Source organism: Nostoc sp. ChiQUE02, from assembly GCF_034531305.2.
Taxonomy (GTDB): domain Bacteria; phylum Cyanobacteriota; class Cyanobacteriia; order Cyanobacteriales; family Nostocaceae; genus Nostoc.
Genome location: NZ_JAVRBN020000037.1, coordinates 26,529 through 43,890 on the forward strand (window position 1 = coordinate 26,529; position 17,362 = coordinate 43,890).

A 17,362-nucleotide genomic window follows, 5' to 3' on the forward strand; every position below is an offset into this window, starting at 1 on the left:
TAGACATCACTATTCACTTCCCCATCACCCTTATCTAAGATTAATTACAGATGTATTTTTTGCCACGCAGATGAGCTAATTTTACGTTAACGCTATATAGTTGCTACAACGGTAAGCTAATTAGTTCCTGATGGAAATTGCCTAGAAATACTTTGACTACTTTCTAACTACTATGTCGAGAGAAATACCAAGTAAATTTATCCCATTTCAGATGCTGCGCCGAAGTTCTCAGGGTTGGAAGCCCACTATCAGACTTCTCTCCTTGTTAGTGGGAGGATGGTTAGTACTGATTCCCGACTCTACCCCAGCACAAGCACAAATCCAAAATAGTAACGTGCTACTGGCTCAAGAAGCCGATGAAACTTTACCGCCACCGCCAATTCCTTTTGGTCAACAGCCATCACCGCAGTTACAACCAGTACAAAACAATCAATTTGAGCAGGATTTTCAGCCCTCTCAACCACTACAAAACAATCAATTTGAGCAGAATTTTCAGCCCTCTCAACCATTACAAAACAATCAATTTGAGCAGAATTTTCAGCCCTCTCAACCTGCACAGTTTAGTCAATATAACCAGAACTTTGAGCGCTACTTAGTTTACGTAGATGGTAGTGATTTCCAGACGCTACAAGCAATACGTCAGATTGAACCCAGTGCTTACATTCGCCAGTACCAAGGCCGGAATGTAATTCAGTCAGGAGTTTTTAACAGAGTATCTAACGCCCAACAACGGGTAAGTGAGCTACAGTCACGAGGCATATATAGCGCCCGGATTATCAGCTTCGCTAACGGACAGGAAATAGAGGCAGGCAATAGAGGCTTTGTAGGCGATCGCAGTACTATAAATGCTAATAGGCCAGTCTCTAGATATTATGTCGCCATTCCGACTACTTCCGAACAATTATCTGCGATCGCAGCACAAATTAGGCAGAATTTAGCTCGATTTAGCCAAGATTTAGGACGATCTGGCGGAGTCCTCGAAAGAACGCAACCACGAGGGCCACACGTAGCAGTAGGGCCTTTCTCTGATCGATTCCAAGCTGAGGAGTGGAATAAATATCTGCGAAATACAGGATACGGTAATGCCAGGGTTTACTACGGGAAGTGAATAAGTGGGTAGAGACGCGATTAATCGCGTCTGCACTAGGGAGTGGAGAGTAAAATAAATTCATATTCAGCACGGGCTAAACGCCCCGCTATCGCTAACAGGACTGATGCAAAATAGGCAAGAACAAATTTCGCAAGTGGTAGTAACTGCTGGGCAGATGCGCGATATTGAAAAGCGGATCTTTGCAGCCGGAATGCCTGTAGTCGCTTTGATGGAAAAGGTGGCGGGATTAATTGCCTGTCGCATTCCAGAAATTCTCTCAACTCCCCTTCAAAAGGCTGACTATATTCCTTCAAACACCCCCTTTAAAAGGGGGTCGCCACAGGCGGGGGGATCTCGTGTCGGAATTCTGGTCGGCCCCGGTCATAATGGTGGCGATGCTTTAGTAGTAGCCCGTGAATTACACTTTCGCGGGTATGAGATTTGGATTTATTCTCCTTTCTCTAAGCTCAAAGAATTAACTTTGCAGCACTTGCAATATGCCCAGAGTTTGGGCATTCCAATTTATCAAACAATTGAGCAATTGCCAGATTCAGATTTGTTGATTGATGGCTTGTTTGGGCTTGGTTTAGAAAGAAACCTGACTGATCCCATCGCCTCTGCAATTAATCAGCTAAATGAATTGTCTGTGCCGATTTATAGTATAGATTTACCTTCAGGTTTACACACCGATACAGGCGAAGTATTGGGAACTGCTATTCGCGCCACTCACACATTTTGTTTAGGTTTATGGAAACTAGCTTTCTTCCAAGATCAGGCGCTGGAATATCTCGGTAAAGCTGAGTTAATCGATTTTGATATTCCTTTCGCTGATGTAGAAGCTGTTCTCAAAGATACACCCAGGATTAAACGGATTACACCAGCAACAGCGCTTGCTACTTTACCCCTACCCCGTCCACCAGTCACCCACAAATATAAGGAAGGACATTTACTGCTGATTTGCGGTTCGCGGCGCTATGCAGGTGGAGCAATTTTAACTGGTTTGGGTGCGCGGGCTAGTGGTGTGGGAATGCTTTCGATTGCCGTACCCGAATCACTGAAATCTCTTTTAGTGTCACACTTGCCAGAAGCGCTAATTGTCGGTTGTCCAGAGACGGAAACCGGAGCGATCGCTCAATTGCAATTACCAGAAAACACCGATCTGAGTTCCTTTAATGCGATCGCTTGTGGCCCCGGTTTAACACGAGATGCGACTCCTATTGTGCAAGAAGTAATCAACAGCGATCGCCCGCTAATTCTCGATGCCGATGGTTTAAATATCCTGGCACAAATGGGAGCGATCGCCACATTAAAAAAACGCCAAGCAGTAACCGTACTCACACCCCACACTGGCGAATTCCAGCGACTGTTTCCTGATGTCCCCGATGCCAAACATGACAGGGTGAAAGCAGTACAGGAAGCAGCGGTGCAAAGTGGGGCAGTAGTGTTGTTGAAAGGGGCGAGAACTGCGATCGCAAACCCTCAAGGTGGCGTTTGGATTGTTCCTGAAAGCACACCCGCCTTGGCGCGTGGCGGTAGCGGCGACGTGTTAACTGGGTTACTGGGTGGATTGTTGGCACAAGCGGCAACCAAGCAGATTCCCGTAGAAGATATTGTGGCAACTGCCGCTTGGTGGCATTCGCAGGCGGGTATCTTAGCAGCCCAAGAGCGTAGCGAATTGGGTGTAGATGCATTTACATTGACACAATATATGATGAAAGTTCTAAGTTAGTTGATTCCCTCCTCCCTTTTTATGACTGTAAAACTCCAGACTCAAAAAGACTTTCCTACGGCAAACACAAGTTTAAAGATAAATCAAGAAACAGAAAACGAAAAAGTTTTATGTTCTCATTGTCAGCGCACCCTTACGAACGGTATTAAATGTAAAGGGATTTGTGTGGCTGACAATGACTATTAAGGATTGACTAAATACCAACGCTGTAGCGCCAGCCGTTGAATTTCGCGCCAGGGAATATTATGTTTTCGAGCTAATTCTGCACAATCTTCATATTCTGGCTGCACATTAGCAATAACTTTTTCTGGTGATTGTCCTTTCCATGCTACTTTGACACGCACTTTGCCATATTCAATTTCCACTTGTTGAATTTCCCGTTGTAAAATGGTGCGTTGCTGAGTTGTTCTCCGAATGCCCAAAGTAGTGGTTTCGCTAAATAAAACCGCTTCACAACTGAGCAAATTTTCTGGATGACAAATCACAGTCAGCAAAATCCCTGGACGGGACTTTTTCATCCCGATCGCTTGGGTAAAAACATCCACCGCACCAGCAGCAAACAACGCCTCAAACACATAGCCGATCGCTTGTGGATTTAAATCATCAATTTGGGTTTCTAGTACCGAGATGGTTTCTAAATTTGAGCTAGTATCTTCAAAATCGCTGAAATTGGACTGTAAAATTGCGCTTTCGCCCAACCAGAGGCGTAAAATATTGGGAATGGGTAAATTTATGGTTCCTGCTCCCAATCCTATCTGCTTGATAGCGATCGCAGGTGGTGAACCAAAGTCTCTTGCCAAAGTAGTAGCGATCGCAGCTCCTGTTGGCGTCACCAGTTCTCTATCAATCCCATTGCTATAAACTGGACAACCTCGCATTTCCCACAGCTTTAATACCGCTGGTACTGGTACTGCCATCTGACCATGTGCAGCCCGAACAGTGCCGCCACCAGTCGGGAACGCCGAGCAGTAAAGTAAGGGCAATCCTTCCTCATTGCTCTCAATCCCCAACCAATCTAACCCTAGGCAAGTACCCACAATATCTACGATCGCATCTATAGCACCCACTTCATGAAAATGAACTTTTTCAGGGGAAATGCCATGCACTGCTCCTTCCGCGACTGCTAACTGTCGGAATACTGCTAAACTCCAAGCTTCTGCCTGTGATGGCAACCCCGCTTTGAGAATCATCCGCTCTATTTCTGGCAGGTGGCGTGTGTGTTGGTGACTGTGTTCGTGATGATGATGATCATCGTGTACTAAATCCACATGGACTTTAGTCGCCTGCTGACCATTCCGTTGGACAAGTTCTGCTCTTAACTGATATTCCTGTTCAATTCCCAACCCATTAAGTTTTTCAATTAAATACTCCACAGGAACACCTAAACTGACCAAAGCACCCAGGCACATATCACCAGAAATTCCTGTCGGACATTGAAGATAAGCAATTTTATTCATAATAAATTAGTCATTAGTCAAGAGTTAGAAATTCTTCCCCTGCTCCCTCTGCCTCCCCTGCCCCCATTCCCCATTCCCCACTCCCTGTGTTATGGCAAAAATTTTCTCAGTTCATCCGGATAATCCTCAAATTCGCCGAATAGAGGAAATAAAGTCGGCGCTTTCTAGTGGCGCAGTCATGCTTTACCCTACTGATACAGTCTATGCGATCGGTTGTGATTTGAATGCCAAGTCGGCGGTAGAAAGAGTGCGGCAAATTAAACAGCTAGCAAATGATAAACCACTGACATTTTTATGTCCCTCGCTTTCAAATGTGGCAACTTATGCCTTCGTAAGTGACACAGCCTATCGGATTATGAAACGCCTGATTCCGGGTTCATACACGTTTTTGCTCCCAGCTACTAAGTTAGTACCGCGATTGGTGCAAAGCCCCAAGCGGAAAACTACTGGAATTAGAGTACCAAACCATACTGTGTGTTTGGAGTTGCTAGCAGCGTTGGGCAATCCAATTATTTCAACTTCAGCACATCTACCACCAGATGAAGCAGATGATGGCATGATTCGGATAGATCCAGAAACTGTTCAGTCGCGGGTAGAACTATTTGACCGTTTAGACAAGTTGGTAGACATAATTGTAGATACTGGCGAGGAACCTACTTATGAAGTATCTACCATCTTGGATATGACCGGAGACGAAGCAGTAATTATACGGAGGGGTTTAGGTTGGGAAGCAGCAGCAGCATGGGTATAAGAATTAAACTTCACAGGCGCACCTCTTTGTTTCGGAAATTGTGATAAAAACGACTCCAGTTTTGAAATTGTCATATTTAGAGGCGATGTCTACGACGGGCTGTTCGGTGAAGCACTGGATATAGCAGGATGGTGGCAACAGTTGGTACAGCAAGGGATTTGACAACTTTGAGAAAATGGCGGGTACTTATGTCCCAGCGTCAATTTGGTGGCTTGTGAAAAAACCGACACATTGCTATAACCGTAACTCTTTCGTATTTCCTACAGTTTTATATATGAGCTTTAGATGTGAGCATTATATGCGGCAAGTCTTGATGGATGAATGCCCAAAGATTCACAAGCCAAGGCCTGTCTTGATTGCTGTGTCTGCGTTGTAATTACGGTGCAATACTACTACCTGGAAAAGTCATGAAAGCTAACGTTGTTAATCTACCAAACTCTACACCCATTTTTGAGAACCACGTTTCGACTGAAGAATTTTCAGATAGCAGCACTGATACCTTGATTGAATTGCTGCGTGAGGAAATGCAAGGGCAAGTGAAAGCAACACCCAAGTGCGTAGAAGCTTTAGCAAAGCGCATAGCCGTAGAAGTAGAACGCATTTGCGATAAAAGCTCCCGTATCCAAACATCTGGGGAAATCAAATCCTGGCAGATTACGTTGGGAAGGCATCGGATGCACAAGTGCTTACGTTACTACCAACTAGGTTCAAAACAAGGGCGGGTGGAATTACATAGCAATTTGGGTGCTATGGTTTACCGTCATGTAACTATATCCGGCTCTGAGTTGGGTTTTGAGGCTCGTTACAGCCTGATTGAAGATTTTTTACAAGCATTTTATATCGAAGCTATCAAAGCTTTCCGCAGAGAAAACGAACTACCTAACGATCACACGCCGCGTACTCAGCTGCAATTAGCTGAATATATGGCCTTTACAGAACAGTATGCCAAACGCCGGATCAATTTACCTGGTGGTGCAAATCAGCAATTGATTATCTTACGGGCCCAAGGTTTTGCTCGTCGTCAACCCCAAGAAACGACCGTGGATATCGAAATGGCCGTAGAGTCTGCTAAGGGTGAAGAAGCAGAATCTTACCAGCGTAACTCGGCGGTGCAACAGCTGCGATCGCAGATGATTGCCCAAACTAATTTCGATCCATCCGAAGAGTCAGAACGCGATCGCGTCATCACTGAATTGATGAAATATTTGGAGTCTCAAGGTCAATCTGATTGTATGAACTACCTCAGCTTGAAACTTCAAGACCTCTCAGCCCCAGAAATTGACCAAATTCTCGGTTTAACCAGCCGTCAGCGCGATTATCTCCAACAGCGGTTTAAATACCATGTGGAAAAGTTTGCCAAGCAACACCACTGGCAATTGGTACATCAATGGTTAGGTGCGGGTTTAGAGCAAAAGTTGGGTTTATCTTCCCAGCAGTGGGAAATTTTTGTGAATCAACTCACAGAACAGCAACAGCAAATATTACAGTTAAAAACTGCTCGACAAAACGACCAAGCGATCGCCAAAACCATCAAATGCACCCCCAAACAGCTACAAAAGCGCTGGACTCAACTTTTAGAATTAGCATGGTCTATCCGCAACGGTCATACTGAAGCCCAGACGGGTTGAAGCTAAGGTGAAATAACTAAAATTTATCCAAGCTAATTTCCAGTTATTAGAGAGGTTAAGGGGCAAAGAGAAAAGGAAATTCCATTCCTTTCATACTTCTCTGAATTAGTAACTTGTTCCTGAGCCAAATTATTAATACATTTGTATTTATTTAGTACAAAAGTACCAAGTTTTTCGGATTTATTACCTATTAATCCAACCTTGTTTAGTCAAAATCAAAAATTCATATTAAGCAACTGACCATTAATTACTGCTTCTGTGAAATCCTATAATAAGCAAGACTTTTGGCAGAGGGATTGAGGATGGCTCTGACTCAAGGCGGAAGGGCAAATAAGTCTGGGAATATTTTAGAAGGAAATGTAGAAGCAATCTTGAATGGGCATAATTATTTCCAAGTCGGGAACTATGTCCCAAAAGAATTTATACTAAATGCTGCTTTATTGCCAAAGCGTTATGGAAAAGAAGTTTATATTGGAACTGGAATTTATCATACCGATCTGAAGGTTGATTTTTATGTTGTTGGCTTACCAACAATGCCATCTGGTTTAATTTTCGAGTGCAAATGGCAAGAAAGCCCCGGTTCGGTTGATGAAAAATTTCCTTACTTGAATATGAACATCCAGAATTATTACCCTGCACCAACTATTGTAATTTTAGGCGGTGAAGGTATGCGAGAAGGTGCAAGCAAATGGCTGAAAGCAAGAGTTAACGATAACCATAATTTATTAGCGGTCTATAGTTTAGACAGATTCATTGCTTGGGCAAATAAAAATCTTTAAAAGATGTAATTAGTAATTCGTAAATTCTACCTCTATTTTTTATGTTTGAGTTAATTGATCGGGCTGCTTTGATTTTGTAGGTTTCAAAATTAATATCAGTATAAATTTTTTGAATAAATTCACTATCAGAATTACATACCATAACTTTGACACCACGACTTGCTAACTCTGCACAAGTATCTCTCAAAACTTCTTGGTCTTTTTTAGTAAAACAATTTTGACTATAAGCGGTGAAATAACTAGTGTCACTGATAGGATGGTAGGGCGGATCAAAAAATACAAAGTCATCACTGCTCGTAGCATAGTTTAGGACTTCTGTAAAATCTGCTTGTTGAATTTTTGCATGAGAAAGCGCTATGGAGGCGACTCTGAGTAAATCTTCATGACAAATATTGGGATTATCATATCTGCCTAAGGGCACATTAAATTTGCCCTGTGAGTTGACTCGATAAAGACCATTGAAACAGGTCTTATTAAGATAAATTAGACGAGCAGCTTTTTCTATATCACTACCAACAGAGTTATTTCTGACACTATAGTAATAATCTTTATTATGTCGATTTTTATGCTCTTTCAATATAGAAATTAATTCTTCAACATTGTCTCTAACGCAACCATAAGCATTAATTAATTCGGCGTTAATATCAGTTAAAATTGCTGCGGTTGGTTGGAGATAGAAAAAAACAGCACCACCACCTAAAAATGGCTCATAGTAATTTTTATAACTCTTGGGAAAATAAGGAATATATTGCTGTATCAACCTACTTTTACCCCCTGCCCACTTCAAAAATGGACGTGGGCTAGTTTCCTTGGGGATTTGAATTACCATTTACTTCCGATTTAACTGAAAATAATCGTGACTAAATAAAGCCAATATAACCGACGAACCATATTTTATATTAACTGGCTAATTTTCTAGCCACATAGATTACAATTGAGTAGATAAAGCATATCAAAACAAACGTAAGTATATAACAAGGCAGTTTACATTCAGATGTTTGACGGATTTTGGGATAACGTCTTTCGCTACCCCCGGTACTTAATTACTATCGTCTTAGGACTGTTTCTGAACACCTTTGCGCCATTAGTGCCACTGTTGAAGCGCCCAGTCACCTTGATCGCCCTCTTGGGTTTATTTGTGAGCAGCCTAGTCTTCCTTACTTTCACTCTACGGGCAATGCTGGGCTTGAGTGCAATCTAGACTAGCGCTATATCGGGGCTGTGCCCCACAGACGGTTGCTCTTGGCGTTGCTCCCGCTAAGTACTGTCTACCCTATTTGCATCTATTTTTGTCGTACAACCTCTGTGATGAGGCGAAATTTTTATGGCTACAAATCGTCGGGTTTCCCGCGTTGCTGAACTGATCAAACGGGAAGTTAGCCAAATGCTGCTCAACGGCATTAAGGATGATCGTGTGGGTACTGGAATGGTCAGTGTTACTGATGTTGATGTTTCCGGCGATCTCCAACACGCCAAAATCTATGTCAGCATCTATGGTACAGATGAAGCTAAGGCAGAAACAATGGCAGGCTTAAAGTCGGCCACAGGTTATGTCCGCAGCGAACTTGGGGCGCGGGTGCGGCTACGTCGTACACCAGAGGTGATATTTCTCGAAGATCGCTCCATAGAACGCGGTAATAAGGTACTGGCACTACTAAGCCAACTTAACCATGAGCGTCCACCAGAAAATTTGATATCAGTAGAAGACAGTACCGATCAAGATGAAGAAGAATTCTCCGAATAAGTAACTAAAACAACAATGTAACTTCAGAACAATTAATCTCAGCAAATCCGCCAAACAGTTTACAGACGTGACTAGATCGCGTCTGTTTTAATGTGACCATAACCTACTTCAGGGGTCGGTAGTTGCATGTATAGGCTTTCTGCTTGTCTTGGCTTTCATTTTTACTCTACTGCAAAAGGCTTTTGTGCAGACGCATAAATGCTGCTTGTCTCAAGCATTTTTATGTGTGTCCTAAATTAGGAATTAGGATTACTCCACCCTTCTACAGATGTTTTTCAAAAGAAAACTGTGTAATACTAGTGCTTAATTTAACTAAATAATTACGGTTTTACTTAAGAAATTGTTAACAGATGCTAGGATAAAAGCCTTATTAGTGTACTTTAGCCGTTATGTTTTGCAACAGTTTATACCCTAGTATCTGACAAATATTCTTATGTTGTTTACCCTTAGATAGATACCAGCAGTTCTAAATCCGGCTTTAAGGTGATTATTTGGTATGTAAACGATGCCTGCGGCGGGCTACGCCTACGCAATGTAAATTCTTTCTACCCACCAAATCTTGCTTAAAAACAGTAATGGCAAGACTTTCAGACTTGTGGCATCAAAGTCATACAGCTACATAAGCAGGTTAAGTTAACTACTCGGAATTTTTTTTGTAAAGCGGATTTTCGATAAATGTCAGGATTCGTTGACTTTCTTAACATTTCTTGAGATAATTTCAGGAAATGTAGCGTCAAAATAAAAATAGTTCCGTATAGCAAACTACAAAATCCTAGCCACAAGTCTAATTTCTGTAATGTTTGTTCCTAATTATTAACGGGAACACTATCGTAAGTGTTAATTTGTGAGTAAAAACCATGAGTGTGAATACGGTGCCTTCTATCAATTACTACTCTCTCGATGTGATTCAAGACGAAGCACGCCGACTGGTGCAAAAGGGAATGATTAGCCGACAACAGCCAATATATACCCTTTGCCAATATATTCCAGCGAGAGAGTGGGTTTGCGTTGAATGTGAATTAGAGAAATGTGACTTTTTGTTACGCGATCGCATTGGCGACCTAATTGGTCGTGAACAGTGGGACAACGACTAATCAATGTTTGATTTCGGGTTTGAGATTAAGGGTTTATTTTTGATGTGTGGATGTCATCATCAACGATTCGATGCCCAATCTGGGGGATAATCTCTGGTTTTTGATGAGCATTGCCCCATACAGAATCTTGCGTTTTTCATTAACACAGAAGCATTAGAGTCTGAATTCATACAACTTTTCAAGTTAAAGTAGGCATCAGAACCATTTGTTCTGCATATCTCGTGCTACAGCTTGAGTCTAGTATGTAGATTCTGTGACCTTCCTACATTAATCCGATAGAAGTGTAGGTAATACGGTTCGGTTAACGTTTTAATCTTTTGAAGATCCCCCAACCCCCTTCAAAAGGGGGGCTTTTAACCCTCTTCTACCCCCTTTTTAAGGGGTTCGCCGCAGGCGGGGGGATCTTAACCGAACCATATTAGAAGTGTAGGAACTCCACTTTTGACTCGCAATTCATCGCATCGCTTCCTACAACTAAGCGATGCGATGAATTGCTGTTCAAAGCCAAAATCCGTCTTGAAAAGTTTGCTAAGTCAGGCGAACCTAGACCAGTTGCGACAACAGATAGCTTACCCCTACGGAGAAGCAAGCTACGCACAGCGTCAGGAACCTCCGCAAGGAACTTGCTTAACTTTCGCAAAATCCAAAATTTGTATAGTATTTTTTCTGAAAAATCTTGAAAAGCACAGAAAAATCATTTGAATTATTATCCTACTTGCTCTAAATACTGATTAATGTCTTCAATGATGCGAGTAAGTTCTGCTTCAGTAGTCAAGCGGATGTTGACGTTGCGGACAGTCAGCAAAACTTTGGCTGCGAAGGGCGTTGGCCAGATATTAGGATTACAAAAAATTTCTAAAAATACTTCACCCGTATAACGATATTCCAGGGGAGGCTGGGGAGTGACTTTACCACCGCCAGGAGTGGGTTTAGCGGCGACAGCCTTCAAGCGCTCCATCAGTTGATCCGTCGCTGTCTTTAATTCTCGTGCTGCTTGGGGTGAAAAACTAAAGGAGACAGAACCTTCAATTAGGTTTAATGTTAGAGGAATTGAAGACATACGTTTTTTATTAAAACTTCTTGATAAGTAGTAATATTACCCGAAGGAAGGGTCTGAATCCCACTTTAATAGTTTCCCGTGTCTTCTTCAAAAACCACTAGCACTTGGTAGAAGTATCTTCTGCTGGGTTCTAAAAAATTACAGGTAGCCAAGTCGCGCAAAGAAACTTGTCTTCTAAGCTTTGCAGTTTTGAACGGGTCTCACGCAACGACTGGTACAAAAGTTTTCCAGGAGAAAATTCCGCCACAAAATTCTTTCCAAATTTTGCGGTCATTTATGTTGGTTTTGCTGTGTCCTTTGAATCAGGCTGCGAAGCCGCCATCAATCTTCAGGCTCGCACCGGTGACAAAACCGGCTTCTGCACTGGCGAGATAGGAAACCATGCCGGCGACTTCTTCGCTTTGGCCGTAGCGCTGGAGGGCGATCATGCTTCTCATGTTGTCGGCAAAGGGACCTTCCGCCGGGTTCATGTCGGTGTCCACCGGCCCGGGTTGGATATTGTTCACCGTGATGCCACGAGGGCCGAGATCGCGGGCTAGACCACGCGTAAAACTGGCGATTGCACCCTTGGTCAAAGCGTAGACGGAGCCGCCAGCAAAAGGCATGATGTCGCTATTGACGCTGCCGATCATGATGATCCGTCCGCCCTCACCCATATAGCGGACAGCCTCCTGAGTTGCGACAAAGACGCCCTTGACATTCACCGCGATCAGTCGGTCAAAATCATCCAGTGAGAACTGGTCGATTGGGGCCAAAGCGGCAACCCCCGCGTTGTTCACGAGGATGTCGAGGCGACCAAAGGCTTTCACAGTCTCGGCGACAGCATTTTTCACCGCTTCGACATTGGCACTATCGGCCCGTATAGCCAAGCCTTGGCCGCCTGCCGCTTCGATGGCGAGCACCACCTCGTCGGCTTTTTGCGGCGAGCTAGTGTAGGTAAGGGCGACAGTTGCACCATCATGCGCGAGACGTTTGGCGATCGCTGCTCCCAGTCCGCGTGAGCCACCAGTGACCAATGCCACCTTACCTGTGAGTTTTTTGGTGCTCATAGTATTCTTTTGTCGTTAGAGTTTATTGTTACAAGACAATTTTGTATCGCATGGTATAGATATAAGGCATGAGGGTAAGCCTGTCAAGAAACTATTATACTGATGAGTATGAAACAGGAAAAAACCACTGTGGCGATGGGCCGGCCCCGCGAGTTCGATACCGATGACGCGCTCAATCGTGCAATGTATGTGTTCTGGCGCAAGGGTTATCTGGGTACGTCCCTCTCGGATCTGACCGAGGCTATGGGTATCAATCGCCCTAGCCTCTACGCCGCCTTTGGCAACAAGGAATCTCTGTTCCGCAAAGTGCTCGATCGCTATGCCGACGGGCCGTCAGCCTATCTTCGTGAGGCTCTCAAAGAGCCGACTGCGCGCCAGGTCGCCGAGCGGATGATGCACGGGGTCGTTGACCTGGGAACCGATCCGCACAATCCACCGGGATGTCTCTGGGTTCATGGCACGCTTTCATCTGGAGATCCGGCCGATCCAATCCACCAGGAATTGTCTGCACGCCGAGCATCAGGCGAAGCCGCTCTGCGTAAGCGTTTTGAGCAGGCGATTTTGGAGGGAGACTTGCCGGCGGATTCCGACCCAGCCGCTCTGGCCCGCTTTGTCGTGACGCTAAATTGTGGAATGTCAGTCCTAGCGGCGACCGGAGCCACCCGAACGGAACTACTGCGGGTTGTGGAGACAGCATTGCAAGCGTGGCCGGAGTAGAACGACACCTATTTGGTGTCCCATTGACATCCTCAAATCTTGACCATTTTCTGAATAAACGCGGGCTTCCTCATCCTTATAAGCTAGTAAATAAAACTCATTAAGCTCGTCAGTTATGCGGAGTAAGTATAGACCACTGAGGGTCGTCATAATGTCTTTGAATACAATTTGGTACGACCTGACTGGATATATAAATAACAAAATTAATTAAAATATTCCTATAATTAATGCTAAAAATATGCTGCTATTTGTAAAGCTATTACTAGTACCTATGAAGCTTGTAGCTGTTGTTAATTAAAAATAATCTCAATAAATAGGCATAAAATATAGAGACTAAAGAGATACTTAATTCTTACTGTGTAAGACTTTGATACACTTTATTTGTGTTTATTTGTATTTTGAGTTCTACATTAGAAGTCATAGAACTTGATGTGATAAATTATCTATGACTTACGATAACCGCGCCGAAGTGCGAAAAGTTTTAATTATTACCTTACTGCTCAATCTGTTTGTAATGGGATTGAAAGCACTTGTAGGTTACTGGACAGGTTCTTTGAGTTTGCTAGCTGATGCCTTGCATAGTGTGACAGATAGTGCCAATAACGTTTTAGGATTAATCGCGAGTAAATTTTCTTCTCCACAACCCGATCGCGAGCATCCCTACGGACACAGCAAGTTTGAAGCAGTAGGAGCTTTAGGAATTGCCTCATTTTTAGGAATAGCCTGTTTTGAAATTCTGCAAGGAGCAATCGAGCGAATTCTCAAAGGTGGTGGTGAACCTGTGAGAATCTCACCACCTGAGTTGTGGCTATTACTAATTGTGCTGGGCGTGAATATTTTTGTGGCGTTTTACGAACGCAGTGTGGGTAGGCGGGTAGGTAGCTCAATTCTCATAGCTGATGCTACACATACCATGAGCGATATTTGGGTGACAATCTCTGTAATTGGCGGCTTGATAGGAGTTTGGCTTGGTTATCAATGGATGGATTTGGTGTTATCTTTTCCTGTCGCCTTGTTGGTATTTTGGAGCGGCTGGTCAGTTTTAAAAGAGAATTTACCTTGGCTTGTGGATCAAATGGCGATCGCACCAGAAGCAATACATGCGATCGCTACTTCTGTTCCAGGTGTAATTAATTGTCATGATATTGCCTCTCGCGGTGTTCTTGGTCGACAGGTATTTATTGAAATGCATTTAATAGTGGATGCATCAGATGTAGAAACCGCCCACCACATCACCGAAGAAGTAGAAAGCCGATTAGAAGAACGGTTCCGTCCAGTAAGGATTTTAATTCACGTCGAACCACCAGCATATAAATCTGAGCAAATTAGCTTTGAAACTGGAGCTAAATAGTCTCAGCAAGTCCAAATCACGCTTTGTTCAAATGTAAAGCAGCGCCTTTTAGAGTATGAACCAGTTTTATTCTTAAAAACTTGTTATTACCAACACTTTTTTCACAAACCAACACTTCACCAAAAATGATGTTATAGAATCTTGATTTCTTGGTTTAAAAAATATGATGAGGAACATGAGAAAAGATGAGGGAAATAACAAATAACGACCGAAAAATGACTGCATCTTTGTGTTAACTCTTATAAGAAGCAACTAAATTTGCGACGATCGCAACTAGTTCTCCTGGATCAACTGGTTTAGGCACATGAGTCTGAAAGCCCGCTTCCAGGGCACGGCTACGATACTCGCTATCGCCGTATGCAGTTAAGGCGATAGCGGGAAGTTTTCCACAAATATCATCAGGCTTTAGCGCCCGGATCTTGCGGATGAGGGTGTAGCCATCTTCACCAGGCATAGCAATATCACAAATCAAGATATCTGGTTGCAACTCAGGTAGTACTTTCAATGCTACCGCTGCCGATGCAACTGCCATAACAGTGGCTCCATCAGCTTCCAACACGGTAGTAATATAAAAGCGGCTATCTTCATCATCATCAACTACGAGGATGTTTAAGCCAGCAAGGAGGAGAGGAGTTTCCATGACATCTCCATTAACAATGAAAGTTATTTCTAATGAGCTGCTCGTTTTTTTTCTCTGTAACCACACCATTGGTAATTTTACTGCGATCGTGTCTATTTTCCTAGACAATAACTCAATTTGTCCAGCTACCATCTAATTGATGGTTAATTATTCGCTGGCATTTATAATTGACTGGATAAAATTATGTTAGTGTTTAAATTGCTTTACATTTAAAAAATTAGCTTTAACGAATAGTTGGAGTTCAAGAATAATCTTACTAATTACTGACTGCTTTATTACTAACAGATTTGGATTTTGATAAAGGCTTTTAAAATTTAGCAAATACAGGATTTTGCAGCATTATTGCTCTTAGTAAACCGAAAGACAAAAAAATAGACAATGCCGAGGCTTAAAACGAGTCAGGTCGGCATTGCCATTTTGAAATACAGCAAGAGTCAGAAGTAAAATCGGCTTTATACCTGGCTCTTGAGTTGAAAAAGTTTACCTCATTAACTTGCAAACTGCTGTATGTGAATCTAAACTACTGCAAGGGATCTGAACTATAGCAAAGAGTGATGAGCTTCTTAGTTAAGCGAATTCAAAACTTGATTACTCCCATTCAATGGTTCCAGGCGGCTTAGAGGTGATGTCATAAACTACCCGATTCACCCCTTTTACCTCATTCACAATCCGAGTGGAAATCACTTCCAAAACATCGTAAGGCACTCTCGCCCAATCAGCAGTCATGCCATCTTCACTAGTCACAATCCGCAAAACAATGGGGTAAGCGTAAGTACGTTTATCCCCCATAACGCCAACACTACGAATTGGCAACAATACAGCAAATGCTTGCCAGAAATCATGATACATGCCGCGTTGGTTAATTTCTTGCCGCACAATCAAATCGGCATCACGCAAAATGTTTAACCGCTCAGATGTGACTTCCCCCAGGATGCGAATTGCCAAACCAGGCCCAGGAAAAGGTTGTCGTTGGACAATTTCTTCTGGTAAACCAATGGAACGCCCAACTTTGCGGACTTCATCTTTAAATAATTTCCGCAGTGGTTCCACCAATTTAAATCTTAGGTCTTTGGGCAAACCGCCGACATTGTGATGACTCTTAATTTTCACCGCTACTCGCTCACCAGTTTGGGGATCAACGTTGGTATCAGCAGATTCGATGACATCTGGATAAAGAGTCCCTTGAGCTAGATAGTCAAAGTGACCGAGGCGCTTGGATGTTTCCTCAAATACACTGATAAATTCGTGTCCGATACGGCGACGTTTTTCTTCAGGATCTGTGATATCAGCGATCGCAGCTAAAAAGCGATCGCGAGCATTAACATACTCTACAGGAATGTGAAACTGTTCTTGGAATAGCTTTACCAATCGCTCTGGCTCATACTTTCGCATAAAGCCTTGATCGATAAACACGCAAGTCAGTTGCTCACCAATCGCTTGATACAGCAAGAAGGCCAAAGTAGAAGAATCCACTCCACCAGACAGCGCCAATAGCACCCGCTTTTCACCAACTCTGGCACGAATTTCTCGAATTGCCTCTTCGACAAAAGCCGCTGTTGTCCAAGTTGGTTCGCAATCGCAGATGTGATAGACAAAATTACGGATTAATGCTAAACCGCCAACAGAATGCACTACCTCTGGATGGAACTGAACGCCGTAAAGTTTCTTTTCGTGGTCGGCGATCGCAGCACAGGGAGTATTTTCTGTATGTGCCAGCAATTCAAACCCTGTCGGCATTTGGGTAACTGAGTCTCCATGACTCATCCACATGGTAGTGCCATCTTCGACATTCGTGAGCAAATCTGTGGGATCATCAATATATAATGATGCTTTGCCGTATTCACCTCGGTCAGCCTTTGCTACTTCACCACCAAGTTGGTTTACCATCAGCTGCATCCCATAGCAAACACCCAAGACGGGTATTCCTAAATTCCAGATTTCTGGGTCACAATGGGGAGCGTTATCACCATAAACCGAACTTGGGCCACCAGAAAGGATGATTCCCTTAGGATTGAGTTGCCGCAAATGTTCAGAAGTAGTGCGATAGGACAAAACTTCAGAGTATACTTGAGTCTCGCGGATGCGACGGGCAATCAACTCAGAATATTGAGAGCCGAAGTCCAGAATTACAATCAATTGGCGATCAAGCCGCCCAAAATTTTCCAATGTTTGGGGCGCTTGTTCTGTTGGTAGAGTCACCGCTGTATTCATGACGGGAGAGTTATGTCTGTTAAGGATAGATGCTTTGTGGTCTATGGTGATGCTATTATTCA

Annotated in this window: 16 protein-coding genes; 10 read left to right on the forward strand and 6 right to left on the reverse strand. The window is 43.3% G+C overall.

The features are described from left to right. Nucleotides 1-172 precede the first annotated feature (172 nt). Nucleotides 173-1,108: a hypothetical protein gene (locus RM347_RS27585; RefSeq protein WP_322719089.1), complete on the forward strand. Its 936-nt coding sequence runs from the start codon at nt 173-175 to the stop codon at nt 1,106-1,108. 106 nt (nt 1,109-1,214) lie between these two features. Beyond that, a complete protein-coding gene (locus tag RM347_RS27590) occupies nt 1,215-2,819 on the forward strand; it encodes an NAD(P)H-hydrate dehydratase (RefSeq protein ID WP_322719090.1) in 1,605 nt (534 codons plus the stop codon). Between the two features lie 182 nt (nt 2,820-3,001). On the opposite strand, the gene larC is transcribed toward RM347_RS27590, so the two are convergent. Beyond that, nucleotides 3,002-4,276, reverse strand: coding sequence for a nickel pincer cofactor biosynthesis protein LarC (larC, locus tag RM347_RS27595; protein WP_322719091.1), 1,275 nt, complete (start codon nt 4,274-4,276; stop codon nt 3,002-3,004). A gap of 91 nt (nt 4,277-4,367) precedes the next feature. Between larC and RM347_RS27600 the strand changes: the two genes are divergently transcribed. The 3 genes from RM347_RS27600 (at nt 4,368) to RM347_RS27610 (ending at nt 7,434) form a co-directional block, all read left to right on the forward strand. After that, nucleotides 4,368-5,027, forward strand: coding sequence for an L-threonylcarbamoyladenylate synthase (locus tag RM347_RS27600; protein ID WP_322719092.1), 660 nt, complete (start codon nt 4,368-4,370; stop codon nt 5,025-5,027). A gap of 407 nt (nt 5,028-5,434) precedes the next feature. Continuing rightward, nucleotides 5,435-6,655, forward strand: coding sequence for a HetZ-related protein (locus RM347_RS27605; RefSeq protein ID WP_322719093.1), 1,221 nt, complete (start codon nt 5,435-5,437; stop codon nt 6,653-6,655). A 302-nt stretch (nt 6,656-6,957) separates the two neighbouring features. Then, complete coding sequence (locus RM347_RS27610; protein ID WP_322719094.1) at nt 6,958-7,434, forward strand: PD-(D/E)XK nuclease superfamily protein; 477 nt, start codon at nt 6,958-6,960, stop codon at nt 7,432-7,434. Here RM347_RS27610 and RM347_RS27615 read toward each other — a convergent pair. Beyond that, nucleotides 7,406-8,263, reverse strand: a complete 858-nt coding sequence (locus RM347_RS27615) for a DNA adenine methylase (protein ID WP_322719095.1) — start codon at nt 8,261-8,263, stop codon at nt 7,406-7,408. The two genes, RM347_RS27610 and RM347_RS27615, sit on opposite strands and share 29 nt — an antisense overlap. Before the next feature lie 165 nt (nt 8,264-8,428). Between RM347_RS27615 and RM347_RS27620 the strand changes: the two genes are divergently transcribed. The 3 genes from RM347_RS27620 to RM347_RS27630 all read left to right on the forward strand — a co-directional run bounded on the left by RM347_RS27620 (nt 8,429) and on the right by RM347_RS27630 (nt 10,272). Beyond that, nucleotides 8,429-8,635 carry a DUF751 family protein gene (locus tag RM347_RS27620; protein WP_012407479.1) on the forward strand — a complete coding sequence of 69 codons (207 nt, stop codon included), beginning with the start codon at nt 8,429-8,431 and terminating at the stop codon, nt 8,633-8,635. 123 nt (nt 8,636-8,758) lie between these two features. Beyond that, the gene (rbfA, locus tag RM347_RS27625) at nt 8,759-9,178 is read left to right on the forward strand and encodes a 30S ribosome-binding factor RbfA (protein WP_322719096.1); all 420 of its coding nucleotides are present in this window, start codon (nt 8,759-8,761) and stop codon (nt 9,176-9,178) included. A gap of 857 nt (nt 9,179-10,035) precedes the next feature. Then, nucleotides 10,036-10,272 carry a DUF4327 family protein gene (locus tag RM347_RS27630; protein WP_069073690.1) on the forward strand — a complete coding sequence of 79 codons (237 nt, stop codon included), beginning with the start codon at nt 10,036-10,038 and terminating at the stop codon, nt 10,270-10,272. A 706-nt stretch (nt 10,273-10,978) separates the two neighbouring features. Here RM347_RS27630 and RM347_RS27635 read toward each other — a convergent pair. Together RM347_RS27635 and RM347_RS27640 are read right to left on the reverse strand one after the other, a co-directional pair. Then, nucleotides 10,979-11,332, reverse strand: coding sequence for a hypothetical protein (locus tag RM347_RS27635; protein ID WP_292702939.1), 354 nt, complete (start codon nt 11,330-11,332; stop codon nt 10,979-10,981). Nucleotides 11,333-11,634: 302 nt separating this feature from the next. Continuing rightward, the gene (locus RM347_RS27640) at nt 11,635-12,381 is read right to left on the reverse strand and encodes a 3-oxoacyl-ACP reductase family protein (protein WP_322719097.1); all 747 of its coding nucleotides are present in this window, start codon (nt 12,379-12,381) and stop codon (nt 11,635-11,637) included. Between the two features lie 108 nt (nt 12,382-12,489). Here RM347_RS27640 and RM347_RS27645 point away from each other — a divergent pair, with 108 nt between their 5' ends. Then, complete coding sequence (locus RM347_RS27645) at nt 12,490-13,098, forward strand: TetR/AcrR family transcriptional regulator (protein WP_322719098.1); 609 nt, start codon at nt 12,490-12,492, stop codon at nt 13,096-13,098. Between the two features lie 445 nt (nt 13,099-13,543). Further along, nucleotides 13,544-14,449, forward strand: a complete 906-nt coding sequence (locus RM347_RS27650; protein WP_322719099.1) for a cation diffusion facilitator family transporter — start codon at nt 13,544-13,546, stop codon at nt 14,447-14,449. A 232-nt stretch (nt 14,450-14,681) separates the two neighbouring features. Here RM347_RS27650 and RM347_RS27655 read toward each other — a convergent pair whose 3' ends face one another. Together RM347_RS27655 and guaA are read right to left on the reverse strand one after the other, a co-directional pair. Next, a complete protein-coding gene (locus RM347_RS27655; protein ID WP_322719124.1) occupies nt 14,682-15,089 on the reverse strand; it encodes a response regulator in 408 nt (135 codons plus the stop codon). 588 nt (nt 15,090-15,677) lie between these two features. Further along, nucleotides 15,678-17,300, reverse strand: a complete 1,623-nt coding sequence (guaA, locus tag RM347_RS27660; protein WP_322719100.1) for a glutamine-hydrolyzing GMP synthase — start codon at nt 17,298-17,300, stop codon at nt 15,678-15,680. Between the last annotated feature and the right edge of the window lie 62 nt (nt 17,301-17,362).

Coding starts and splice junctions, on each gene's coding strand:
- RM347_RS27610 (WP_322719094.1), top strand. CDS start 6,958: ATGGCTCTGACTCAAGGCGGAAGGGCAAATAAGTCTGGGAATATTTTA.
- RM347_RS27630 (WP_069073690.1), top strand. CDS start 10,036: ATGAGTGTGAATACGGTGCCTTCTATCAATTACTACTCTCTCGATGTG.
- RM347_RS27650 (WP_322719099.1), top strand. CDS start 13,544: ATGACTTACGATAACCGCGCCGAAGTGCGAAAAGTTTTAATTATTACC.
- RM347_RS27600 (WP_322719092.1), top strand. CDS start 4,368: ATGGCAAAAATTTTCTCAGTTCATCCGGATAATCCTCAAATTCGCCGA.
- larC (WP_322719091.1), bottom strand. CDS start 4,276: ATGAATAAAATTGCTTATCTTCAATGTCCGACAGGAATTTCTGGTGAT.
- RM347_RS27590 (WP_322719090.1), top strand. CDS start 1,215: ATGCAAAATAGGCAAGAACAAATTTCGCAAGTGGTAGTAACTGCTGGG.
- RM347_RS27640 (WP_322719097.1), bottom strand. CDS start 12,381: ATGAGCACCAAAAAACTCACAGGTAAGGTGGCATTGGTCACTGGTGGC.
- RM347_RS27615 (WP_322719095.1), bottom strand. CDS start 8,263: ATGGTAATTCAAATCCCCAAGGAAACTAGCCCACGTCCATTTTTGAAG.
- RM347_RS27645 (WP_322719098.1), top strand. CDS start 12,490: ATGAAACAGGAAAAAACCACTGTGGCGATGGGCCGGCCCCGCGAGTTC.
- RM347_RS27585 (WP_322719089.1), top strand. CDS start 173: ATGTCGAGAGAAATACCAAGTAAATTTATCCCATTTCAGATGCTGCGC.
- RM347_RS27620 (WP_012407479.1), top strand. CDS start 8,429: ATGTTTGACGGATTTTGGGATAACGTCTTTCGCTACCCCCGGTACTTA.
- RM347_RS27655 (WP_322719124.1), bottom strand. CDS start 15,089: ATGGAAACTCCTCTCCTCCTTGCTGGCTTAAACATCCTCGTAGTTGAT.
- RM347_RS27605 (WP_322719093.1), top strand. CDS start 5,435: ATGAAAGCTAACGTTGTTAATCTACCAAACTCTACACCCATTTTTGAG.
- RM347_RS27635 (WP_292702939.1), bottom strand. CDS start 11,332: ATGTCTTCAATTCCTCTAACATTAAACCTAATTGAAGGTTCTGTCTCC.
- guaA (WP_322719100.1), bottom strand. CDS start 17,300: ATGAATACAGCGGTGACTCTACCAACAGAACAAGCGCCCCAAACATTG.
- rbfA (WP_322719096.1), top strand. CDS start 8,759: ATGGCTACAAATCGTCGGGTTTCCCGCGTTGCTGAACTGATCAAACGG.